This is a genomic window from Bacillus sp. M6-12, from assembly GCF_002860285.1.
Lineage (GTDB): Bacteria > Bacillota > Bacilli > Bacillales > DSM-1321 > Peribacillus.
In genome coordinates this window covers 13,937-31,695 of the sequence record NZ_PGVF01000013.1, presented here as the reverse complement: position 1 = coordinate 31,695, position 17,759 = coordinate 13,937, and the positions used below count along the sequence as shown (strand labels likewise).

Genomic DNA, 17,759 nt, shown 5'->3' with positions numbered 1-17,759 from the left:
GCCTTGTGACAAACAAAGAGAATTTAATAAGAGAAACACATGATATTCTTCAGAGCTTCGGGCTGACACCAAGATATGTCGAGGAGTTTGGAAACATCAGGAGGATATACACGGACCAGGGACAATTTGCGCTAAAATCCATACCAGCCCAGAATGGCATCGATTTTATCCGTAATGTCCAATTCTTGTATCAAAAGGGTTATAACAGAATTGTCCCTATTTATCCGACCATTGATGGAAGATATGCGGTCCTGCAGAAAGACAGATTATTTTACCTGATGCCTTGGCTGCCAAATGAGGGAAGCGGAGAGCGGTATGAAAAACACAATAAAATGTTCCGGGAATTGGCGAGATTGCACTCGCTCTCTGCGAAGGAAATAACGGTCAATAAAGAAACCCGTGAGCATCACTACGAAAAAATCTCGGCTCAATGGAAAAAACAAAAAGAATTCCTTAGTGAATTCATCAAGCATTGCGAAAAAAAATGGTATATGTCACCTTTTGAATTGCATTTTTGCATGTATTACACGGATATCTTTCAGGCGCTGACATATGCCGAGAAAAAGCTGGATGAATGGTATGATAAATCGAAAGATTCCGCAAAGATAAGAACGGTTATTACCCATGGCAAGGTGTCTGCCCAGCATTTTATCCAGGACGAACGGGGATACGGCCATTTTATCAACTTTGAAAACACTAAAACCGTTCCTCCCCATTTTGATCTTTTGCCATTTCTGAGGAAATCAACATCTGCCTATCCTCAGGCTTGTGATGATTGTGTTGGGTGGCTATATAATTATTTTAAATATTTCCCATTAAAAGAGGATGAAATGCTGCTGTTTCTGAGCTATCTGGCCCATCCAGGTTCACAGATTTCCATCGCGAAAAGCTATTTTGAAAAAAAAGAAGACAAAAATGAACTGAAATACGTAACAAAACTTTTAAGGGATTATTGGATCCTCAAAAATACCGAATACATTGTCATGCAAGTCGAAGAGCGGGAGCGGCAAAAAAAGGCCGCTCAGCAGCAGGCTGCGGAATAGGCATTAATGCAGAGGTGCGGAACGGCAAAAGAATGATCCGTGAAAAGGGAAAACAATTCCGTGAAAGTATGTATTTGAAAAAAGCTGCCGGCTTCCGGTTCAGGGTTTCGTCCCCTAAACCGATTGCCGGCAGCTTTTTTATTTAAATCATGGATTAAACATTCCCCTGCCTAAAGAATTTGCAGTCAAACCTGGGAACCTTTGCAGTTTACCATTATAATTTCCCTGGTTTTATATCCATTCCATATGCAGAGCGACAGCGAGCAAAATAAAGATAGCTAACAAAAACACATCGAATGTGGTTGGGAGAAAAAAAGTACGCAATCCCTGAAAAATACAAAAAGGAACGCTTAGCTGACAGCATACCCCTCTGATATACCTGAGCCAGGGGGGCAAGGCATATGGATTGTATCTCCTTTTCATGGTCATCCCTGCCTTTTTGACAGATAGAAGGAACTTCCCTATCCGCATGATTTTACATTTCACCACTGAATTTTACGATCACTAATGATGGTATAGTCCATTATATGAAGAATAACCGAAAAGTGTGTATTTTTAAGAACCTATGCAGGGAAACTGAATAAAATGTGAAAAAAATGTTAATGAATATTGACTAGACAGGAAGCTTTTCTGTAATATAGTAAGGAATTATTTAATATTGATTTAAAAGCAAAGATAGGGAAGAGTAAGAGGAATACTGCTTTTCAGAGAGGAAACCGTATGCTGAGAGGTTTCTAAGTGAGAGCCTGCTGAAGTCGCCCTGGAGCTGCTTCTGTGATCCAAATGGTTAGCAGAGGCCGGTTAAAAGCCGTTATGAACATTTGAGAGCCGAGCTAACAATCTTTTTATTAAGGTTGTTTCGGAAAAAAGGTGGCACCGCGAACAACTCCCTTCGTCCTTTTGTGATGATGGGAGTTTTTTATTTGTACAGTAAAATTTGTTAGGAGGAACCGCAGATGGAAAACAATGAAACTAACTCAATCTCTATGCCGACAAAGTATGAGCCCGGGTCCATCGAAAATGGCCGCTATGAGTGGTGGTTAAAAGGCAAGTTTTTTGAAGCAGGGCAGGATCAGGAGAAAGAGCCTTATACGATTGTAATTCCGCCGCCGAACGTAACAGGAAAGCTTCATCTTGGGCATGCGTGGGATACAACGCTTCAGGATATTATAACCCGGATGAAACGGATGCAGGGCTATGATGTGCTTTGGCTGCCTGGAATGGACCATGCCGGAATCGCAACGCAGGCTAAGGTTGAAGAGAAACTTCGCAATGATGGTATCAGCCGCTATGACTTGGGCAGGGAGAAGTTTGTTGAGGAAACATGGAAGTGGAAAGAGGAATATGCAAGCCATATCCGTGAGCAGTGGTCAAAGATTGGTCTAGGCCTTGATTATACGCGAGAGCGTTTTACTTTGGATGAGGGCTTGTCCAAAGCAGTACGGGAAGTATTCGTATCGCTTTACCGTAAAGGGCTTATTTATCGAGGGGAACGTATCATCAACTGGGATCCTTCCACAAAGACCGCGCTTTCTGATATTGAAGTAATCTACAAGGATGTTCAGGGTGCTTTTTATCATATGAGATATCCTTTGGCGGATGGTTCAGGATTTATTGAAATTGCCACAACCCGCCCTGAAACAATGCTGGGAGATACAGCTGTAGCAGTTCATCCTGAAGATGACCGCTATAAACATTTGATCGGAAAAAAAGTCAAGCTCCCAATTGCGGGAAGAGAGATCCCGATTGTCGGCGATGATTATGTGGATATGGAATTTGGTTCAGGTGCTGTTAAAATAACTCCTGCCCATGACCCGAATGATTTCGAAATCGGCAATCGCCATGACCTGGAACGGATTCTTGTCATGAATGAAGATGGAACAATGAATGGAAATGCTGATAAGTATCAGGGCATGGACCGTTTTGAATGCCGAAAACAGATCGTAAAAGACCTTCAAGACCAAGGAGTTCTTTTCAAAGTGGAAGAGCATCTTCATTCTGTTGGCCATTCCGAACGAAGCGGTGCTGTAGTTGAGCCATACCTATCGACACAATGGTTTGTAAAAATGCAGCCGCTCGCAGATGCCGCAGTCGAGCTTCAGCAAAAAGAAGAGTCTGAAAAGGTTAACTTTGTGCCTGAAAGATTCGAAAAAACGTACCTGCATTGGATGGAAAATATCCGCGACTGGTGTATTTCACGCCAATTATGGTGGGGACATAGAATCCCAGCTTGGTACCATAAGGAAACCGGTGAGGTATATGTTAACCACAAACAGCCGGAAGATATTGAAAATTGGGTACAGGACAATGATGTGCTTGATACATGGTTCAGCTCCGCATTATGGCCGTTCTCAACAATGGGCTGGCCAGACGCGGTAGCAGCCGATTTCAAGCGCTATTATCCTACAGGAGTTCTTGTAACTGGCTATGATATCATATTCTTCTGGGTATCACGTATGATCTTCCAGGGACTTGAGTTCACGGGAGAACGTCCATTTAAAGATGTATTGATCCATGGGCTGGTACGTGATGCACAAGGACGCAAAATGAGTAAATCGCTTGGCAACGGTGTAGACCCTATGGATGTAATTGACAAGTATGGTGCAGATTCATTGCGCTACTTCCTGTCCACAGGCAGCTCTCCAGGCCAGGATCTTCGTTTCAGCATTGAAAAGGTTGAGTCTGTCTGGAACTTTGCCAACAAAATTTGGAACGCTTCCCGTTTTGCCTTAATGAATATGGAAGGCCTGACATTCCAGGAAATTGATTTAAGCGGCGAGAAATCTGTAGCTGATAAATGGATTTTAACGCGATTAAATGAAACGATTGAAACGGTAACAAGACTTGCTGATAAATATGAATTCGGCGAAGTCGGCCGTGTGCTTTACAACTTCATCTGGGATGACTTCTGTGACTGGTATATTGAAATGGCGAAGCTTCCGCTTTATGGAGAAGATGAAGCTGCCAAGAAAACGACACGCTCGATTTTGGCTTATATACTGGACAATACAATGAGACTGCTGCATCCGTTTATGCCATTTATTACCGAGGAAATATGGCAGAACTTGCCGCATAATGGCGAATCCATCACGGTTGCCCAGTGGCCGCAGGTACGTCCTGAGCTGAATGATGAGGAAGCAGCAGAGGAAATGAAGCTGCTTGTTGAAATCATCCGCTCTGTACGGAACATCCGTGCTGAGGTAAACACTCCGCTGAGCAAGAAAGTAAAGCTGATTCTTAAAGCAAAAGATGAAACTGTACTTGGCAAGCTAGAGAAGAATAGTGCTTATATTGAACGCTTCTGTAATCCTGAGGAGCTAACAATAGGTGTTGAAGTAGAAGAACCTGAGCAGGCAATGACAGCCGTCATTACAGGAGTGGAGCTTATCCTTCCGCTCCAAGGGCTGATTAACATTGAAGAGGAAGTAGCCCGTCTGGAAAAAGAACTGGATAAACTGAACAAAGAAGTCGAACGCGTTCAGAAAAAGCTGGGGAATGAAGGCTTTGTAGCGAAAGCCCCTGCAAAAGTTATCGAAGAAGAACGTGCTAAGGAAAAGGATTACAGCGAAAAGCGTGATGCTGTAATTAGAAGAATTAGTGAATTAAAAGAGCTATAAAAACATACAAAAAGGCCCGTCGATCATTGACGGGCCTTTTACTGTGGAAAAGGGGGAGAGCAGCGCAGATTGCTGGCAAATGAAAAACTAATTGAAATTAAAATGTAAAGCCAGGTTGGGATTTATATTGTTTAGCTTCTCCAACTCGGACTTTATTTTGTTAGCAGGTGCTAACTGCTTATTATAATTCCATGTATGGGTTGGGAGTATAAACTCACTCTTGTTTACTGAAAAATTATATTGTTTCTTTAATATAAGAAAGATATTCCCTAACAATATTGAGATCAGTCAGTGCACTTAATGTCCGGCTGCCCACCACATCTTCAATTTCATTTAATAGCAGGCTGCCGTCTTCGTGGAATACAAAGTCGATCCCGACCATACCAAAATCGAAAGCATGGATAATCTTTTCAGCCAAATCTGTTTCCTCTTTTGAAAGAGTGTATAGAGATGCCCGGCCGCCCAAGGTGAAATTAGACTTAAAGTCTGTATCAGATTCGCGTAAAACTGCGGCAAGTATCTTTTTGCCGATAACAAAAACTCTAATATCCTTCCCCAGAACCGCTGGCTTTTGAATGATCCAGCTCCCTCTCAGATGCTTTATTTTTTCAATATCAGCTTCCGAGTTGATCATATAAACGCTTTTCCCGCCGCGTCCGTGAACTTCTTTGACGATAAATGGATATGAAAAAGGCGCAGCCATTCCATCAAGCATTTCACCATGATAAAAAACAGTATCGGCCATCGGGATGCCAAGCGGTGATAAAAATTGATGGGTTTTTGCTTTATTGTTGCATATCTCAGAAACAATGGAAGAATTATAGGTTCTGATTCCTAGCATTTCAAGCTGACGAGTGAAGAGGGGATCTATCGCACGAATAATGGCAAACTCCGGAGAGGGAATTTGCTTTCCTTCATACAGTACCGTGAGTGAATGATTAATAAGGCCAATTGTCAGTCTGTCCCTTAACAAAAATTCCAGTTTGATGTTCGCCCGTTTTGCTTCATCCAGCATCCATTGTATATATGCTTTGTTTTTCTCTGCGTCAAAACTATTGTAAATGAGCCATCCTATGTTCATTAGCTTTCCCTTCCGGTATACAGTTTTTCGATCGCATAATCAATCATGTGTTCCGCAACATTTATTCCTGTACATTGATAGATGCTTACGATATGAGTATTCGAATTTACTTCACAGACTAGCGGTCCCTCGTCTCCAAACAACAAGTCGACCCCGGCAAAGTCTGTCCCTAGAATGCGGGCACACCTGATTGCCAATTCCGTTTCCTCTGCTAGAGGAGAATATGGTTCCGTTCTCCCGCCAGCCGAAACGTTCGCCCGAAAATCTGTTTCCGATATTCGTTTCATAGATGCAACGACTTCACCGCCAACCACATTTAAACGGATATCCCTGCCTCTGCTGCTTTCAATGTATTCCTGCAAGATGAACGGCCTGTGGCCAAGCTCCATTACCTTTGAAATTAATTGCTGCTCATTTTCAATCAGATAAACCTGCTGCCCAAACGACCCGTAAGATTCCTTAATAACCAGCGGGTACCCAAGCTCCTGTCCGATATCCTGGAATGCCTGAAAGTCTGTCCTCGGAATTCCTTCAAAGGTAAAGGGTGCGAAAGCCGTTTTTGGCATGTCTATCCCTTGATGAACGAGTGCTTGATGTGTCCTGGCTTTGCTGTCGCACAAGTCGATTGCTGAACTGCTGTTAAAGAGAGGGATACCCATTTGCTCCAAGTGTCGGGCAAGATGAATGTCTTTATCCAAAAATAAGACAAAATCCGGCATAGTGGAATACTTGCTTTTTAGAATAGGCTTTCCTTTCTCAATTACAGGAATTAAATCTGAATTAAATACAATTTGGGCGTTTATGCCCTTTCTTTCTGCGGCCTGCTGGACGAAAACAGCTAAGTCAGAAAACTTTTTCTGATTCAGGTACCCATTTACGAGAATCCAGCACAAGAATTGCTTTTTCATATATGTAACACTTCCTTGTTTGTTGTAAAATCAAAGAGTTAGCAAGCTTCAGTCTTTCAATTACATACTATACCATCAATACATATATGGAGGATAAAAATGAATATCCAGGAGATACATTTATTTTTTCAAAATAGACAGGTTGATCTTGGCATGGATTTTGGGCTGGACCGAATGGAACAGCTGCTTAATCTCGCCGGAAATCCTCAGGAAGGGCTCCGGTATGTTCATATCGCTGGAACAAACGGAAAGGGTTCTACCCTGAATTATATGAAAGAAATGGTTCTTGCTGAAGGCCTGTCAGCGGGAACCTTCACATCACCGTATTTGCATAGCATTAATGAGCAAATTTCATTGAATGGGAAGATGATTAATGACAATGATCTTTCATCGGTGTTCATGGAACTTTATCCGTATATTGAAAAAATGGATAAAGAAGATCGGAAGCCAACTGTTTTTGAAATATTTACAGCAATGGCTTTCATATTTTTTAATAGGAAAAAGCCTGATATTGTCCTTTTGGAAGCGGGGCTTGGAGGACGGCTTGATTCCACGAATGTTATTGTACCGCTTTTATCAATTATTACTAATATATCGCTGGAGCACACAGCCATTTTAGGAGAGACAATTGCAGAAATTGCTGCTGAAAAAGCAGGAATTATTAAAGAAAAGGTACCAATTATCACTGGTGCTGGAGATGCCGAAGCAATTGCTGTAATTAAAGAGCGGGCCAAAGCCCTTCACTCCCCGGTAATGATTTTGGATGAAAACATTAAAATAACCGAAATCAATACTGGCGAAGGTCTTCAATCCTTCTCACTAAATGTCGAAGGCTCTGATTATCCTGGACTGCAAATATCCATGCTGGGCCGTCACCAAATTAGGAATGCAGCGATTTCATTAGCAGCTATTGATTATTTGAACAGGACAGGTTTAATATCTGTCTCCCAATCCAGTATTCAAATGGGGTTAAAAAAAGCCGTGTATAACGGCCGATTTGAAATTGTCTCCCAGCAGCCTATGATTGTCCTCGATGGAGCACATAATCCGGCAGGCATTGAAGTCCTGGCCGATACGCTAAAGAAGTATTTCCCGGGAAGGAAATATTATATTGTTTTTGCGGCTTTGGCTGATAAGGACTATTTGAAAATGAGTAACGCTCTTGGACAGATTGCAGAAAGAATATGGTTTACCCAACTCAAACATGCACGTGCACTGAAGGCTGAATTATTATTTCAGGAAAGTAATTTAAAAAATAAGAGATTGCAGAAAAACTGGAAAGAAGCTGTAGATGAAGCTCTAAGCTTAATGGAGAAAGACGATTTGCTTGTGGTAACTGGATCATTATATTTTTTGGCGGAGGTACGCCCGGAGTTGGTAATACTTTAATCGATTTCTGAGACTTAGTTATCCATCAAACTAAAGAACCGGGAAGGCTGTTTTATAAAAAATTTATCGAAAAGTTTTTGTGACAAAAGAATTATAAGATGTGACATTAATGTGAAAATTTGCTAAAATATCATTATTAAGTAAGACTATTTTACTAATATAATGAAATGTAATATATGCTAGAAAACTATTTATGAAGGGGGATGGAAAAGTTGAGGGTCAATAAATCAACCAGAATGGCAATCTGGGTTGCTTGGTTACTTCTTTTTCCCCCTGGCTTATGGCTTGTGTTTCATTATTATCCTCCGTTATTCACTAATAATGAAACACATATCTTCGGATTCTTACTGTTAATCTGCATTGTTTCAGTGATGCCCATGACAATTAACGGAACCACACTTTTCTGCCTGCAGGGTGTATCTCTGGCCGTGTTCCTTACTTTTGGTTTAGCAGCCGAATTAGTCTTAACACAGTTCGCACTGCTGACAATGCTGTTGTCTATAAGGCTGAGGAGTGATGAATACTATCGGCTTCCATTAAATTCACTGATGTTCTTTTCCATTTCATTGCTAAGCGGTTATTTTTATTATTTGCTTGGCGGAACCCATGATTTTATTTTTACACAAGAACCAGAGCATTTTTGGCTGATCCTGGCCCATCAGGCTGCCTATTTTATCGCAAACCAAATCCTGATTACAATGATTCTCCTGTTCGTCCACAAAAGAAAACGCAATTTGTTTGGCAGGGATCTTGTTTGGGAAACTGTATCAACGATCATTGTTTTTCCAATCGGACTTATTCTATTCATCCTGTATCAGCAAATTGGGTTAATGGCTATTGCTGCCGTCGGGATTCCTTTAATATCGCTAGCCCTCATCATGAAACTTTACTACTCATCCAAAGAAATAAATGAATACCTCCAAAAGGCCAGTGAATTCGGCCATGAATTGACCCAAAGGCTTCAGGTGAACGAGGTATTGGATCTATTTATTCAAAAGATTTCAACCATGCTCCCAGTTGATTATGCGTATATTCTTGATGTAAACATGGAGCAGAACGAACTTCATCTTCTCCGTCATACTGAAAAAGGGATCGAAAAAAAGATTGACATCGGGCCGCTAAAACCTAATGAAGGCATTAGCGGGACGGTCTGGCAGCGAAAGAACGCCGTGCTTTTTCACTCAAGAACTGAATGGAATCACATCCAAAAAGGCTATATTCCGGACTCCGCTGAAAGCGTCCTGTCCGTTCCAATCATGAGGAATACAAATGTAACAGGGGTACTGGTTTTAGCCTCTAATAGAAAAAGAGAATACCACCAATACCAACTGATGATTGTTGACATTCTTTGTTCCTACCTTGCTGTTGCTTACGATAACGCCCGCTATCATGAAGAAACGAAAAAGAACAGTGAAAGATGCGCCTTAACTAAACTGTATAACTATCGATATTTTGAAGGAGTAATGGAACGGGAATTCAAAAAACTGGACAATCAGGAACTCAAACACCTGTCTTTGATTTTACTTGACCTGGACAGATTTAAAATTATCAATGACACATATGGCCATGAAAGCGGAAATGAAATCCTTCGGCAAATGGCTGTAAGGATTGCAAATTTCGTTGGAGAAACTGGGATAACTGCCCGTTATGGAGGAGAGGAGTTTGTCATCCTCCTTCCGGATATCGATAAAGAAAACGCATTTGAAATGGCCGAAACAATCAGGCAAGCCATTGCATTCAAACCATTCGAGATCTATACTGACCTGGACAGCCATCGCAGCAAGGTTCTTGTAACCGTCACTGCCTCCATCGGTGTTGCCAGTGCCCCTGCAGACGCGGAGGATTTCCAGTCTTTGATCCGCCATGCTGACAGAGCCATGTATACCGGTGCCAAGAAAGCAGGGAGAAATAAAGTGGCGCAGTATGCCGGTTAATATATCATAGAAAAAAATGTCACATGAGAATGTACCCTATGGAGTAGACGTTAGAGTCTGCCAATAGGGTACTTTTTCGTTTAATTATTTAATAACTGCAATGAACGCTTTGCCAACGGTAATTTTATAAAACTGCTATCCCTTGGCTTGCTTAAAGAGCAGACTATATCCTCTTTGAACACATTTTTGTTATTTTGTTTATAATTTCTTAACAATATCGCTACAGCATTTTTTTAAAAGTTGATATAATAATAGGAAGAAAGAATTAGATTACTTGTAAAAAAATAGAAAAAGGGATTGGAGGTATATGGGATGAAAAGAGTTTTTGTGTTAATTGTTTCGGCATTGATAGTACTTACCTCCATGTTTCAGGTTCCCCTTAGTTTAAAGGCAAATGGAAATGGCAGCAGTATTCCAGCTTTTAATCCGAAATTGTCAGTGCTCGAAATTGTTGATAAAGGGACAACTTCACAATTAAAACCAATTATTGGAACCAGCAGTTTTAACATTAAAACAGTTCCAATGAAGTTATTTGTTGCCCAAAGAGAAGAGCTCGACGGCCAATACGATCTCATTGCAATCATGGAAGGGAATTATACATCTAAACCTGTATCAGGTAAAAACCATAATACAGAAGATGTAATGAATGACATAACAAATTTAAAAGCTAAAGAAATAATTGATGATTTTATTAATAAGGGCCAGCCGGTAATCATTGATAGAGTAACATATGACAGCGGTAATAAATTAAAGGCTAATTTTAAAAGTTACCTTAACTCAAAGTATGTAATAGACTATAATTCTAACGGCAATAACAAGGAGCAGGAGTTAGTTTCCCATTTGAAAAATTTTTACAATAGTGCAAATTATAAAGTAAGGCCCAGATTCACTCTTTCCGAACAGCCTTCGGGATCCGGAATTTATAAATCCGGAGAAACACTTTCCTTTAAGATGAATGTTCAGGTTCCAAGCAATCCGGGTTCTAAAAGACTAAAAGCACAATTGTATATTGATTCCGATTTTAATGACCGCTATGACACAGAAGAAATTGTTGCAGAAAATTCAGTAACATCAACCACGGCAACAATCTCTTATAAGCTTCCGAAAAGCTATTCAGGAGTCCGAAACTGGAAGCTCGAACTTGTGGACGAATCGAACAATCTGAAAGACTATAAAAAAGGCATGGTTAAATTTACTGGAGAAGTAGTGGAAATCAAGGTTCTTCAAGTTACAAGCAATGCAAACAGCAGTAGTTCTTTGAAGAAGGACAGTAACATGAACCAAAGCTTCCTCCAAAAAAGCGGAGAGTATAAAATTAATATTGATGTAACCGATATGGGAACCTTCAACAGCAGCATAAGGACATTACAGAAGGATAAGAAAAAGTACTCCCATGAATCGATTAACGGGCTGTATGACATGGTTATTTTTGGATTTGCCGACAGCTATAATAATCTCGCACACCTTGGGGATAACGCTGTAGACTCTTTAGAGAAGTTTATCTCATCCAAGCAAAGCATTATGTTCACCCATGATACCATTTTCCAGACAAACAATAACTGGGTAGATAACTTTATGGATGATACTGGGCAAATTGCACCACAAACAGATTTAGGGCTAGGTGCTCCCAATACGTCCTACCAGACAAATAAAATAAATGATGGTTTGATGACAGCTTATCCCTTTCCATTGGACAGCAATGTTGAAATTGCTACAACACACAATCAATATTATACCTTAAACCTGGAAGACCCAGAGGTAATCAGCTGGTATAATATTATCGGTTCAAACCGGGATGTGAACGACAGCTGGAACCATTATTACACGTATTCAAAAGGAAATATCACCTATTCGGGCACAGGGCATACCAGCTCCGGTTTCCCGCGCGAAGAACAGGAGCTGTTTGTGAACACCATGTACCGGGCGTTTCTTGGATCCAATCATGCCCCGGTAATATCCGTCCTTTCACCGGAAGAAGGCCAGACAATTCCATCCAATCAAAACATTGAACTTTCCTATACTATGGAGGATTTTGATTTAAGGGATAAGAAGCTTTCCACAAAAGTATTTTTAAATGACCGGGAAGTGCTTAACAGGACAGGAATTGTAAACGGAGAAACTGTTGTGGCATCAATCCCCCACAATATGCCAGAGGGTGGTCCCACTACCATTCGGATTGAAGCTACAGATGAAAAAGGTGCGGTTACGGTCAAGGAAATAAATGTAAATATTATAAAGCTTAATGTGATCCTTGATGTAAGCAGGGAAGTAAAGGCTGTTAATCCGGTAAAAACTAATGATAATTTGACAGTAACTTATACCATAACACCCAGGGAAGTACCAGTAGCATCCGTTAAATACAATGGAAGCAACCAAATTACCGCCAGCAGCCTGAATTTTACTGAGAAATTTCCTGCTGGAATCAATGTAATCGGGGGGGCCGGTTCTTTGCAGGACGGGATGACCCTGAATAAAAGAATGGAAAACATTGTTTATAAAAAAGTCGGTAATGTATATAAAGCAGACCCGGTAAGCTTTTCAATCAGCTTGAAACCGACAGAGAAAAAGCAATATGTCTTGAATGATTCTCTACTGAGGTATAAGGACGAAACCGCAATGGATAAGACGGCTTCCTTTAACCCTGTTACAATTGTGGCAGATGTTCCTTTAACGGCAATTGAATTCCCGGAAAAATATATCCTTTACAAAAACTCCAGCAAGAATTTCATGCTAGATTTGGCCCTGCAGCCCCAAAACGCCGGAATAAAAGAGATTGTCTGGAGTGAGGAAAGCGGCGGACATGTGCTCAGCTTAAATACTGCCACAGGTTCTGCTGCGGTATTGGATGCGGGAAGCACAAAAGTAAAAGTAAGGGTTACTGACGTGTTTGGAAAGGTTATCGAGAAGGAAGCCTTGGTCGTCGTTCAAATCCCGGTTATAGATTTTACTGTTTCAGATCTGGAGCTTTTCGTAGGGGAAACCAAGAAACTCCAAATCAAGGTAAACCCCGAAGAAGCGCTTAGCAGCCTGAAAATCATTAATGGAACAAATGCAATAGCAACCGTCAATGAGGCAGAGTTTACCGTAACGGGGGAGAAAGCGGGGACTACAGTGCTTACCATAAGCGGTACAGATAAAGATGGAAACCCGATTGTTAAATCAATCAATGTAACCGTCAAGGATAAACTTACCGAACGGATAGAAGTAACCCCAGGCAACTTAAATCTCGATAAGCATGATATATTTGATGATTTTGAAGTTAAATTTGATCCGGAAAATGCGGTGAACAAAGACCTTGAGTGGACGTCCAATAATCCGAATATTGTCCGGGTGCTTGAGGATGGAAAAATCGAAGCTGTGGGGACCGGCCGGACAGAAATCATTGTATCCACCTCCAATGGTAAAACGGACAGCGTCACCGTAACAGTCGGCCAACCACTAGTTTCCATTGCTGTGGATCCTGAAACAGCAATAATTGAAAAAGGAGAAACAGATACTATCGCAGGCTACCTGAAAATTAATCCTGCAGATGCGACAAATATTGAATCGATAAGGTATGAAAGCAGCGATGATTACTATGCCGAAATTGATAGAGATGGAACGATATATGGAAACAGGATTGGGACAGCGGATATCACCATAAATGTGACGGACGATGCTGGAAAAGACTACGAAGCCATATTAAAAGTTAAGGTAGTTGAGCCAGGTTTCGGAGGTGACGGAGATTCAAAGTATTAATACCAAAATTGAAGTGTAGATGAATAATATAAAATAGAAAAACCTTGTCTGCGCTCATGTTCACGACAAGGTTTTTCTGTGAAATTTTTAATAAGGGGATTTATCCTGTATGAACAAAAAGATACTAATCTCAGCGTTGTCCGGAATTCTTTTGCTGGCAATTATGGTATTTGCCCTTCAAAGTTTTGGTCCGGCCTCAAAGGCAAAACAGCTGGAAACCGAGAAAAAACTGTTTCAGGCAATCAAGGATGGAAATAAACAAGGAGTTAAGAAGTATACCGGGGCATTGAATGATGAGAAGGTACGGTCGGAAGAGGGGATGTCACCTTTGGAATATGCCCTCCTTTATCAAAATTTTGATATTGCAGATTATATTCTGGAGAAGGGCGGTACGGTTGATAGAAAATCAAAAGAACCATTATTTGTTTCCATATTGTTCTCATTTAATTATTATAAGCAAGATGAAGGCAATATCAGTCTCCAAAAAGAAAAAATAGATTTGCTCCAGACGGCATTAAAGCTTCATATCGATGAATTAAAGAAAACAAATGACCTGGGAAATAATGCCCTTCACATTGCCTCATTAAAAGGGGAAACCCAAATGATCCATCTGCTGATGAAAAAGGGACTAAGCGCTGATAAACCAAATAAGCTTGGGGAAACACCTCTTTTTCTGGCAGTCCAGCAAGGTAATTCAAAAGCAGTTGAATTACTACTCGAGTCAGAACCTGAACTAATAAAAGGAGTGGATAAAGAAGGAAATTCCCTGCTGCATACAGCAATTATGAACGGCCGTGATCAATTGCTGCCCATCCTCCTTAATAACCGGGATATTGTCAATCATCAAAATAATCTCGGCCTCACCCCCCTAATGTTAGCCTCAGATCTGGGAAACGACGGTGCCGTAAAGCTGCTGCTTAACAAAGGGTCGGATAAGGAACTGGTAAGCAAGGATGGTCTGACTGCAATGGACTATGCAAGAAAGTGGAACCATGAAGAGGTTGAGGAATTATTGGTGGATATTAAACAGAAGAAATAACTGGCTATAGCGGAATCTTCCTGGTGGGTGGTATACTTTGATCCAATAAATAGTTTTAAGTGCTGGTCAACAGACCCATATTTAATAATATACAAAATCCCACAGTCCTGAACAAAATACAGAACTGTGGGGTTTGTTAATTTTTCACTAGCCGCCCCGGAATAACTTCCAAATTGTTTACTTTAGGTAATCCTTGGGCTTGGTTAAGGAATAACCTATTGTCGTTTTTTATCTTCAATCTTGAAAATCTTGTTCCTTCTTTAGCGTAAAAGATAAGACCTGTTTTGGAATCATTTTCGTCCGCATTTCCCCTATAACTGTTAACGATCAAGTTCCCGCCGGAAAATATGCCTCCATCAATATTGAGCAACGATCCAACTGCATAGATAATTGCATCGGAAGCAGTATACAAATATCCGCTTATCTGGTTATTATTATCTTCAGTTTCATCTTCCGTAATACTAGTAAACTCGTTTATTCTTGCTATATCCAAAAATCCTTGTGTCATCAAAATTAATACCGCATCATCACTCTCGTCGTTATTATTGCATGTATCTTGATAACAAACGATCTTTACATTGTTCAATGTAGTTTTGCCCAATACATAAATAACGGAATGAAAGCTAAAGTTTCCTTTTATCGTTAAATCCCCGGTTACCAGAATATTTGCCTTTACATCCATGCGTGACTTTCCTTTGCTTTCAAATGTGGCATCACCATTAATAATAAGCCACTGATCATCTTCGAGCTCAATTTCGTCAGCATCAATTTTTGTATCTCCCGGATAAAGCAGTCCATAATCCGAGACCTTATATAATTTATTGGATCCGCCTATCTGAGAAGACCTGAGTTCATCAATAGGTGTGTAGCTTTTACTGATAAATTGTCTGATAAATTGCTGTTTTTCACCATCACTCATATTTGGGCTAGGCAAATTTTCACTAGTAAATCCCCCCTCAGTCAACTTTTCCAGAAATGTCTTATGAATATCAACAGCCACATATGTCGTTTCATCGTTATTAAAAATAGGATTTCCATCAAAAGCTTTTTTGATTTCGGAAGGATGAAGAGGGATTTTGCCCAAAGTTATATTACCTTCATTCTCGACGAAGACTTCTTTATTCTCTGTAATGGCAGGAAGAGCTGTCGGCTCATCGTCCTTCACATTTTTGTATATGTACTCAGCATTCCTGGTAATATCCAATCCAAGGTTCGAATACACATTTCCATCAATATAGGGTGAACCGTTTATTGTCAAAAAACCTCTGGATCCTATTGCATACTTTAAAAAGCTTGGCATTGCTGTGATAAAAACCCTTTGCCTATATAGGGAAGTCTCTATTTCAATTACCCGGGTATAATCCGACAGGGAAATGCCGGGATACTCACTTGTTTTATCAGATAGCCTAAAAGCATTTCCGGTTTTAAACTCTTCATCTTCAGGATTAACCCTATCATTCTGCCCATTTATAAAGGCTAGGATGGCAGAATCATAGTGTTCGATATTATCATTCTTTAATAGCTTTACTTCATTATCAGATTCATTTTCTTTTTCTTCAACAAATGCCTGAATCAATGCATTCGCTTCTTTAATTGACTTGAGCGCATTGAGATTTTCAGTGACTTCTGTTTCTCTTTTTTCCGTACGATTAGACCCCCCTAGACTTGAAGATACTATGGCCAGTCCAAGAATTGTAAACACAAGAAACATTAACATAACAACAAGAAGAGCCGAGCCTTTTTCATTTTTAAAATAATTCATATTAAATTCTCCTCCGTTAAAAGCCGAATGAGCTTTCTAACACCAAAGGATCAGTCTTAATCAGTGATCCTGCCGTACTTTGCCTGTCGGCCAGAACAAGGGTAAGTTTTATTGTTCCGTGCTTACAAACGGAAGCCCCTGCATCATTTACTGTGCAGCTGCCAACAGACGGATCCAACAAAATCTCCGAAGTTTGTTCGTCATGTTCGTTTTCATTTATAACCGCAAGTTGCGATTTCAGATCCGACAGTGTTATATCGTTTTCAAACTCCGGTGTTTGCAATGTTTGATCAATGATAAGGCTCCCGGAATTGACATAAATATCGATAAACTCTTCACTGCCTGCTTCATCCTCAACCAGATAGCCATTAACCTCCTTATCCACTGCCTTAACAAGGCGGATTCCCCGGTCACCAGATGGTGATACAAACGATTCCACACGTTTGGGTGCGTTGCTGTACATTTGATTCAGAATTGTAGCAGCGATGTAATCGGCGTCATCCCGCAATTGACCCTCCACCTGAATTTTCTGATACAGCTTTAAGCCGGTTATAAAGGTGGAATAAATGACTGTTGACACAATGGAAGTGATAACTATGGTTAAAAGAACCTCTACTAATGTAAGCCCGCGTTCATTTATACGAAGCATATTCATTTTCTGATCGCTCCCTCAACGGTTGCTTCATTTTCATTCCAGCGGACGGTAACACTTATAGGAATAAGATACTTTGATAGGGTTGAATGTTTTTGTACTTCAATTTCTGCCCTATAGGGTATATCATTCACAGTGGTATTCAGCACACCGGAGCAATTTCCGGTAAATACCGGTTTTTCTTTATTGTTATCATCCTTATCCCTGTAAGTCCTGGTACAGTCATCAGCGGTTAAAGGCCGGGTGTTCTGAGCTTCCACTACCCCTTCATTAATTGCTGAATAATCCTGCTGTTCCATAAAATATAGTATATTTCGCGCAACATTGATTCCTACAGTTTTATCTTCGTTTTTTTTGGTAAAATCATAAGCCTGGTTAAAAATACCCATGATGGAAATAGACAAAATTCCTAATATTGTAACGGCCAATAAGACCTCTATAAGTGTCATTCCTTCGTTATCCTGAAAAAAATTCACTTGTTTCATTTCTTCCCCTTCTTTCAAAATACCTAAGTTTATTATACAATATTTTATAAGAATTATAGAACTTTGGTAGTAAAAGGTGTCTATATATTAAACCACAATGGAGGGGCGAGA

The 17,759-nt window shown here is 40.4% G+C and carries 12 protein-coding genes and 1 other annotated feature; of the genes, 6 read left to right on the top strand and 6 right to left on the bottom strand.

What is annotated here, in order from left to right:
• Positions 1–5: 5 nt before the first annotated feature.
• Positions 6–1,043 carry a spore coat protein YsxE gene (ysxE, locus tag CVD28_RS14590; RefSeq protein ID WP_101593112.1) on the top strand — a complete coding sequence of 346 codons (1,038 nt, stop codon included), beginning with the start codon at positions 6–8 and terminating at the stop codon, positions 1,041–1,043.
• Between the two features lie 231 nt (positions 1,044–1,274).
• Here the strand turns inward: ysxE and CVD28_RS28825 are convergent, their stop codons facing one another.
• Positions 1,275–1,466 (bottom strand): hypothetical protein, encoded by a 192-nt coding sequence (locus tag CVD28_RS28825; protein WP_101593214.1) that lies wholly within the window; start codon positions 1,464–1,466, stop codon positions 1,275–1,277.
• Positions 1,467–1,706: 240 nt separating this feature from the next.
• Positions 1,707–1,946, top strand: a binding site (T-box leader).
• Positions 1,947–1,999: 53 nt separating this feature from the next.
• Between CVD28_RS28825 and CVD28_RS14580 the strand changes: the two genes are divergently transcribed.
• Positions 2,000–4,660 (top strand): valine--tRNA ligase, encoded by a 2,661-nt coding sequence (locus CVD28_RS14580; RefSeq protein WP_101593111.1) that lies wholly within the window; start codon positions 2,000–2,002, stop codon positions 4,658–4,660.
• Positions 4,661–4,895: 235 nt separating this feature from the next.
• On the opposite strand, the gene CVD28_RS14575 is transcribed toward CVD28_RS14580, so the two are convergent.
• A complete protein-coding gene (locus tag CVD28_RS14575; RefSeq protein ID WP_101593110.1) occupies positions 4,896–5,741 on the bottom strand; it encodes an ATP-grasp domain-containing protein in 846 nt (281 codons plus the stop codon).
• Positions 5,741–6,649 (bottom strand): ATP-grasp domain-containing protein, encoded by a 909-nt coding sequence (locus CVD28_RS14570; RefSeq protein ID WP_101593109.1) that lies wholly within the window; start codon positions 6,647–6,649, stop codon positions 5,741–5,743. Before CVD28_RS14570 ends, CVD28_RS14575 begins: the two co-directional genes overlap by 1 nt.
• Positions 6,650–6,748: 99 nt before the next feature.
• On the opposite strand from CVD28_RS14570, the gene CVD28_RS14565 reads away from it, so the two are divergent.
• The 4 genes from CVD28_RS14565 (at position 6,749) to CVD28_RS14550 (ending at position 14,749) form a co-directional block, all read left to right on the top strand.
• Positions 6,749–8,038: a bifunctional folylpolyglutamate synthase/dihydrofolate synthase gene (locus CVD28_RS14565; protein WP_101593108.1), complete on the top strand. Its 1,290-nt coding sequence runs from the start codon at positions 6,749–6,751 to the stop codon at positions 8,036–8,038.
• Between the two features lie 212 nt (positions 8,039–8,250).
• On the top strand, positions 8,251–9,972 hold the full coding sequence (locus CVD28_RS14560; protein WP_308315089.1) for a sensor domain-containing diguanylate cyclase: 1,722 nt from the start codon (positions 8,251–8,253) through the stop codon (positions 9,970–9,972).
• Positions 9,973–10,284: 312 nt separating this feature from the next.
• Positions 10,285–13,710 carry a DUF5057 domain-containing protein gene (locus CVD28_RS14555; RefSeq protein WP_101593107.1) on the top strand — a complete coding sequence of 1,142 codons (3,426 nt, stop codon included), beginning with the start codon at positions 10,285–10,287 and terminating at the stop codon, positions 13,708–13,710.
• 109 nt (positions 13,711–13,819) lie between these two features.
• Entirely contained in the window at positions 13,820–14,749 is a 930-nt protein-coding gene (locus CVD28_RS14550; protein WP_101593106.1) for an ankyrin repeat domain-containing protein, read from the top strand.
• 136 nt (positions 14,750–14,885) lie between these two features.
• On the opposite strand, the gene CVD28_RS14545 is transcribed toward CVD28_RS14550, so the two are convergent.
• From CVD28_RS14545 to CVD28_RS14535, 3 genes are read right to left on the bottom strand one after another with little or no spacing between them, the layout of a single operon-like run.
• Positions 14,886–16,511: a hypothetical protein gene (locus CVD28_RS14545; protein WP_101593105.1), complete on the bottom strand. Its 1,626-nt coding sequence runs from the start codon at positions 16,509–16,511 to the stop codon at positions 14,886–14,888.
• Positions 16,512–16,527: 16 nt separating this feature from the next.
• Positions 16,528–17,166, bottom strand: coding sequence for a PulJ/GspJ family protein (locus tag CVD28_RS14540; RefSeq protein WP_101593104.1), 639 nt, complete (start codon positions 17,164–17,166; stop codon positions 16,528–16,530).
• The gene (locus tag CVD28_RS14535) at positions 17,163–17,648 is read right to left on the bottom strand and encodes a type II secretion system protein (RefSeq protein ID WP_101593103.1); all 486 of its coding nucleotides are present in this window, start codon (positions 17,646–17,648) and stop codon (positions 17,163–17,165) included. Before CVD28_RS14535 ends, CVD28_RS14540 begins: the two co-directional genes overlap by 4 nt.
• Positions 17,649–17,759 lie beyond the last annotated feature (111 nt).

Excerpts from the sequence above, each read along its gene's own strand:
- CVD28_RS28825 (WP_101593214.1), bottom strand. The coding sequence starts at position 1,466 with ATGAAAAGGAGATACAATCCATATGCCTTGCCCCCCTGGCTCAGGTAT.
- CVD28_RS14580 (WP_101593111.1), top strand. The coding sequence starts at position 2,000 with ATGGAAAACAATGAAACTAACTCAATCTCTATGCCGACAAAGTATGAG.
- CVD28_RS14575 (WP_101593110.1), bottom strand. The coding sequence starts at position 5,741 with ATGAACATAGGATGGCTCATTTACAATAGTTTTGACGCAGAGAAAAAC.
- CVD28_RS14570 (WP_101593109.1), bottom strand. The coding sequence starts at position 6,649 with ATGAAAAAGCAATTCTTGTGCTGGATTCTCGTAAATGGGTACCTGAAT.
- CVD28_RS14565 (WP_101593108.1), top strand. The coding sequence starts at position 6,749 with ATGAATATCCAGGAGATACATTTATTTTTTCAAAATAGACAGGTTGAT.
- CVD28_RS14555 (WP_101593107.1), top strand. The coding sequence starts at position 10,285 with ATGAAAAGAGTTTTTGTGTTAATTGTTTCGGCATTGATAGTACTTACC.
- CVD28_RS14550 (WP_101593106.1), top strand. The coding sequence starts at position 13,820 with ATGAACAAAAAGATACTAATCTCAGCGTTGTCCGGAATTCTTTTGCTG.
- CVD28_RS14545 (WP_101593105.1), bottom strand. The coding sequence starts at position 16,511 with ATGAATTATTTTAAAAATGAAAAAGGCTCGGCTCTTCTTGTTGTTATG.
- CVD28_RS14540 (WP_101593104.1), bottom strand. The coding sequence starts at position 17,166 with ATGAATATGCTTCGTATAAATGAACGCGGGCTTACATTAGTAGAGGTT.
- CVD28_RS14535 (WP_101593103.1), bottom strand. The coding sequence starts at position 17,648 with ATGAAACAAGTGAATTTTTTTCAGGATAACGAAGGAATGACACTTATA.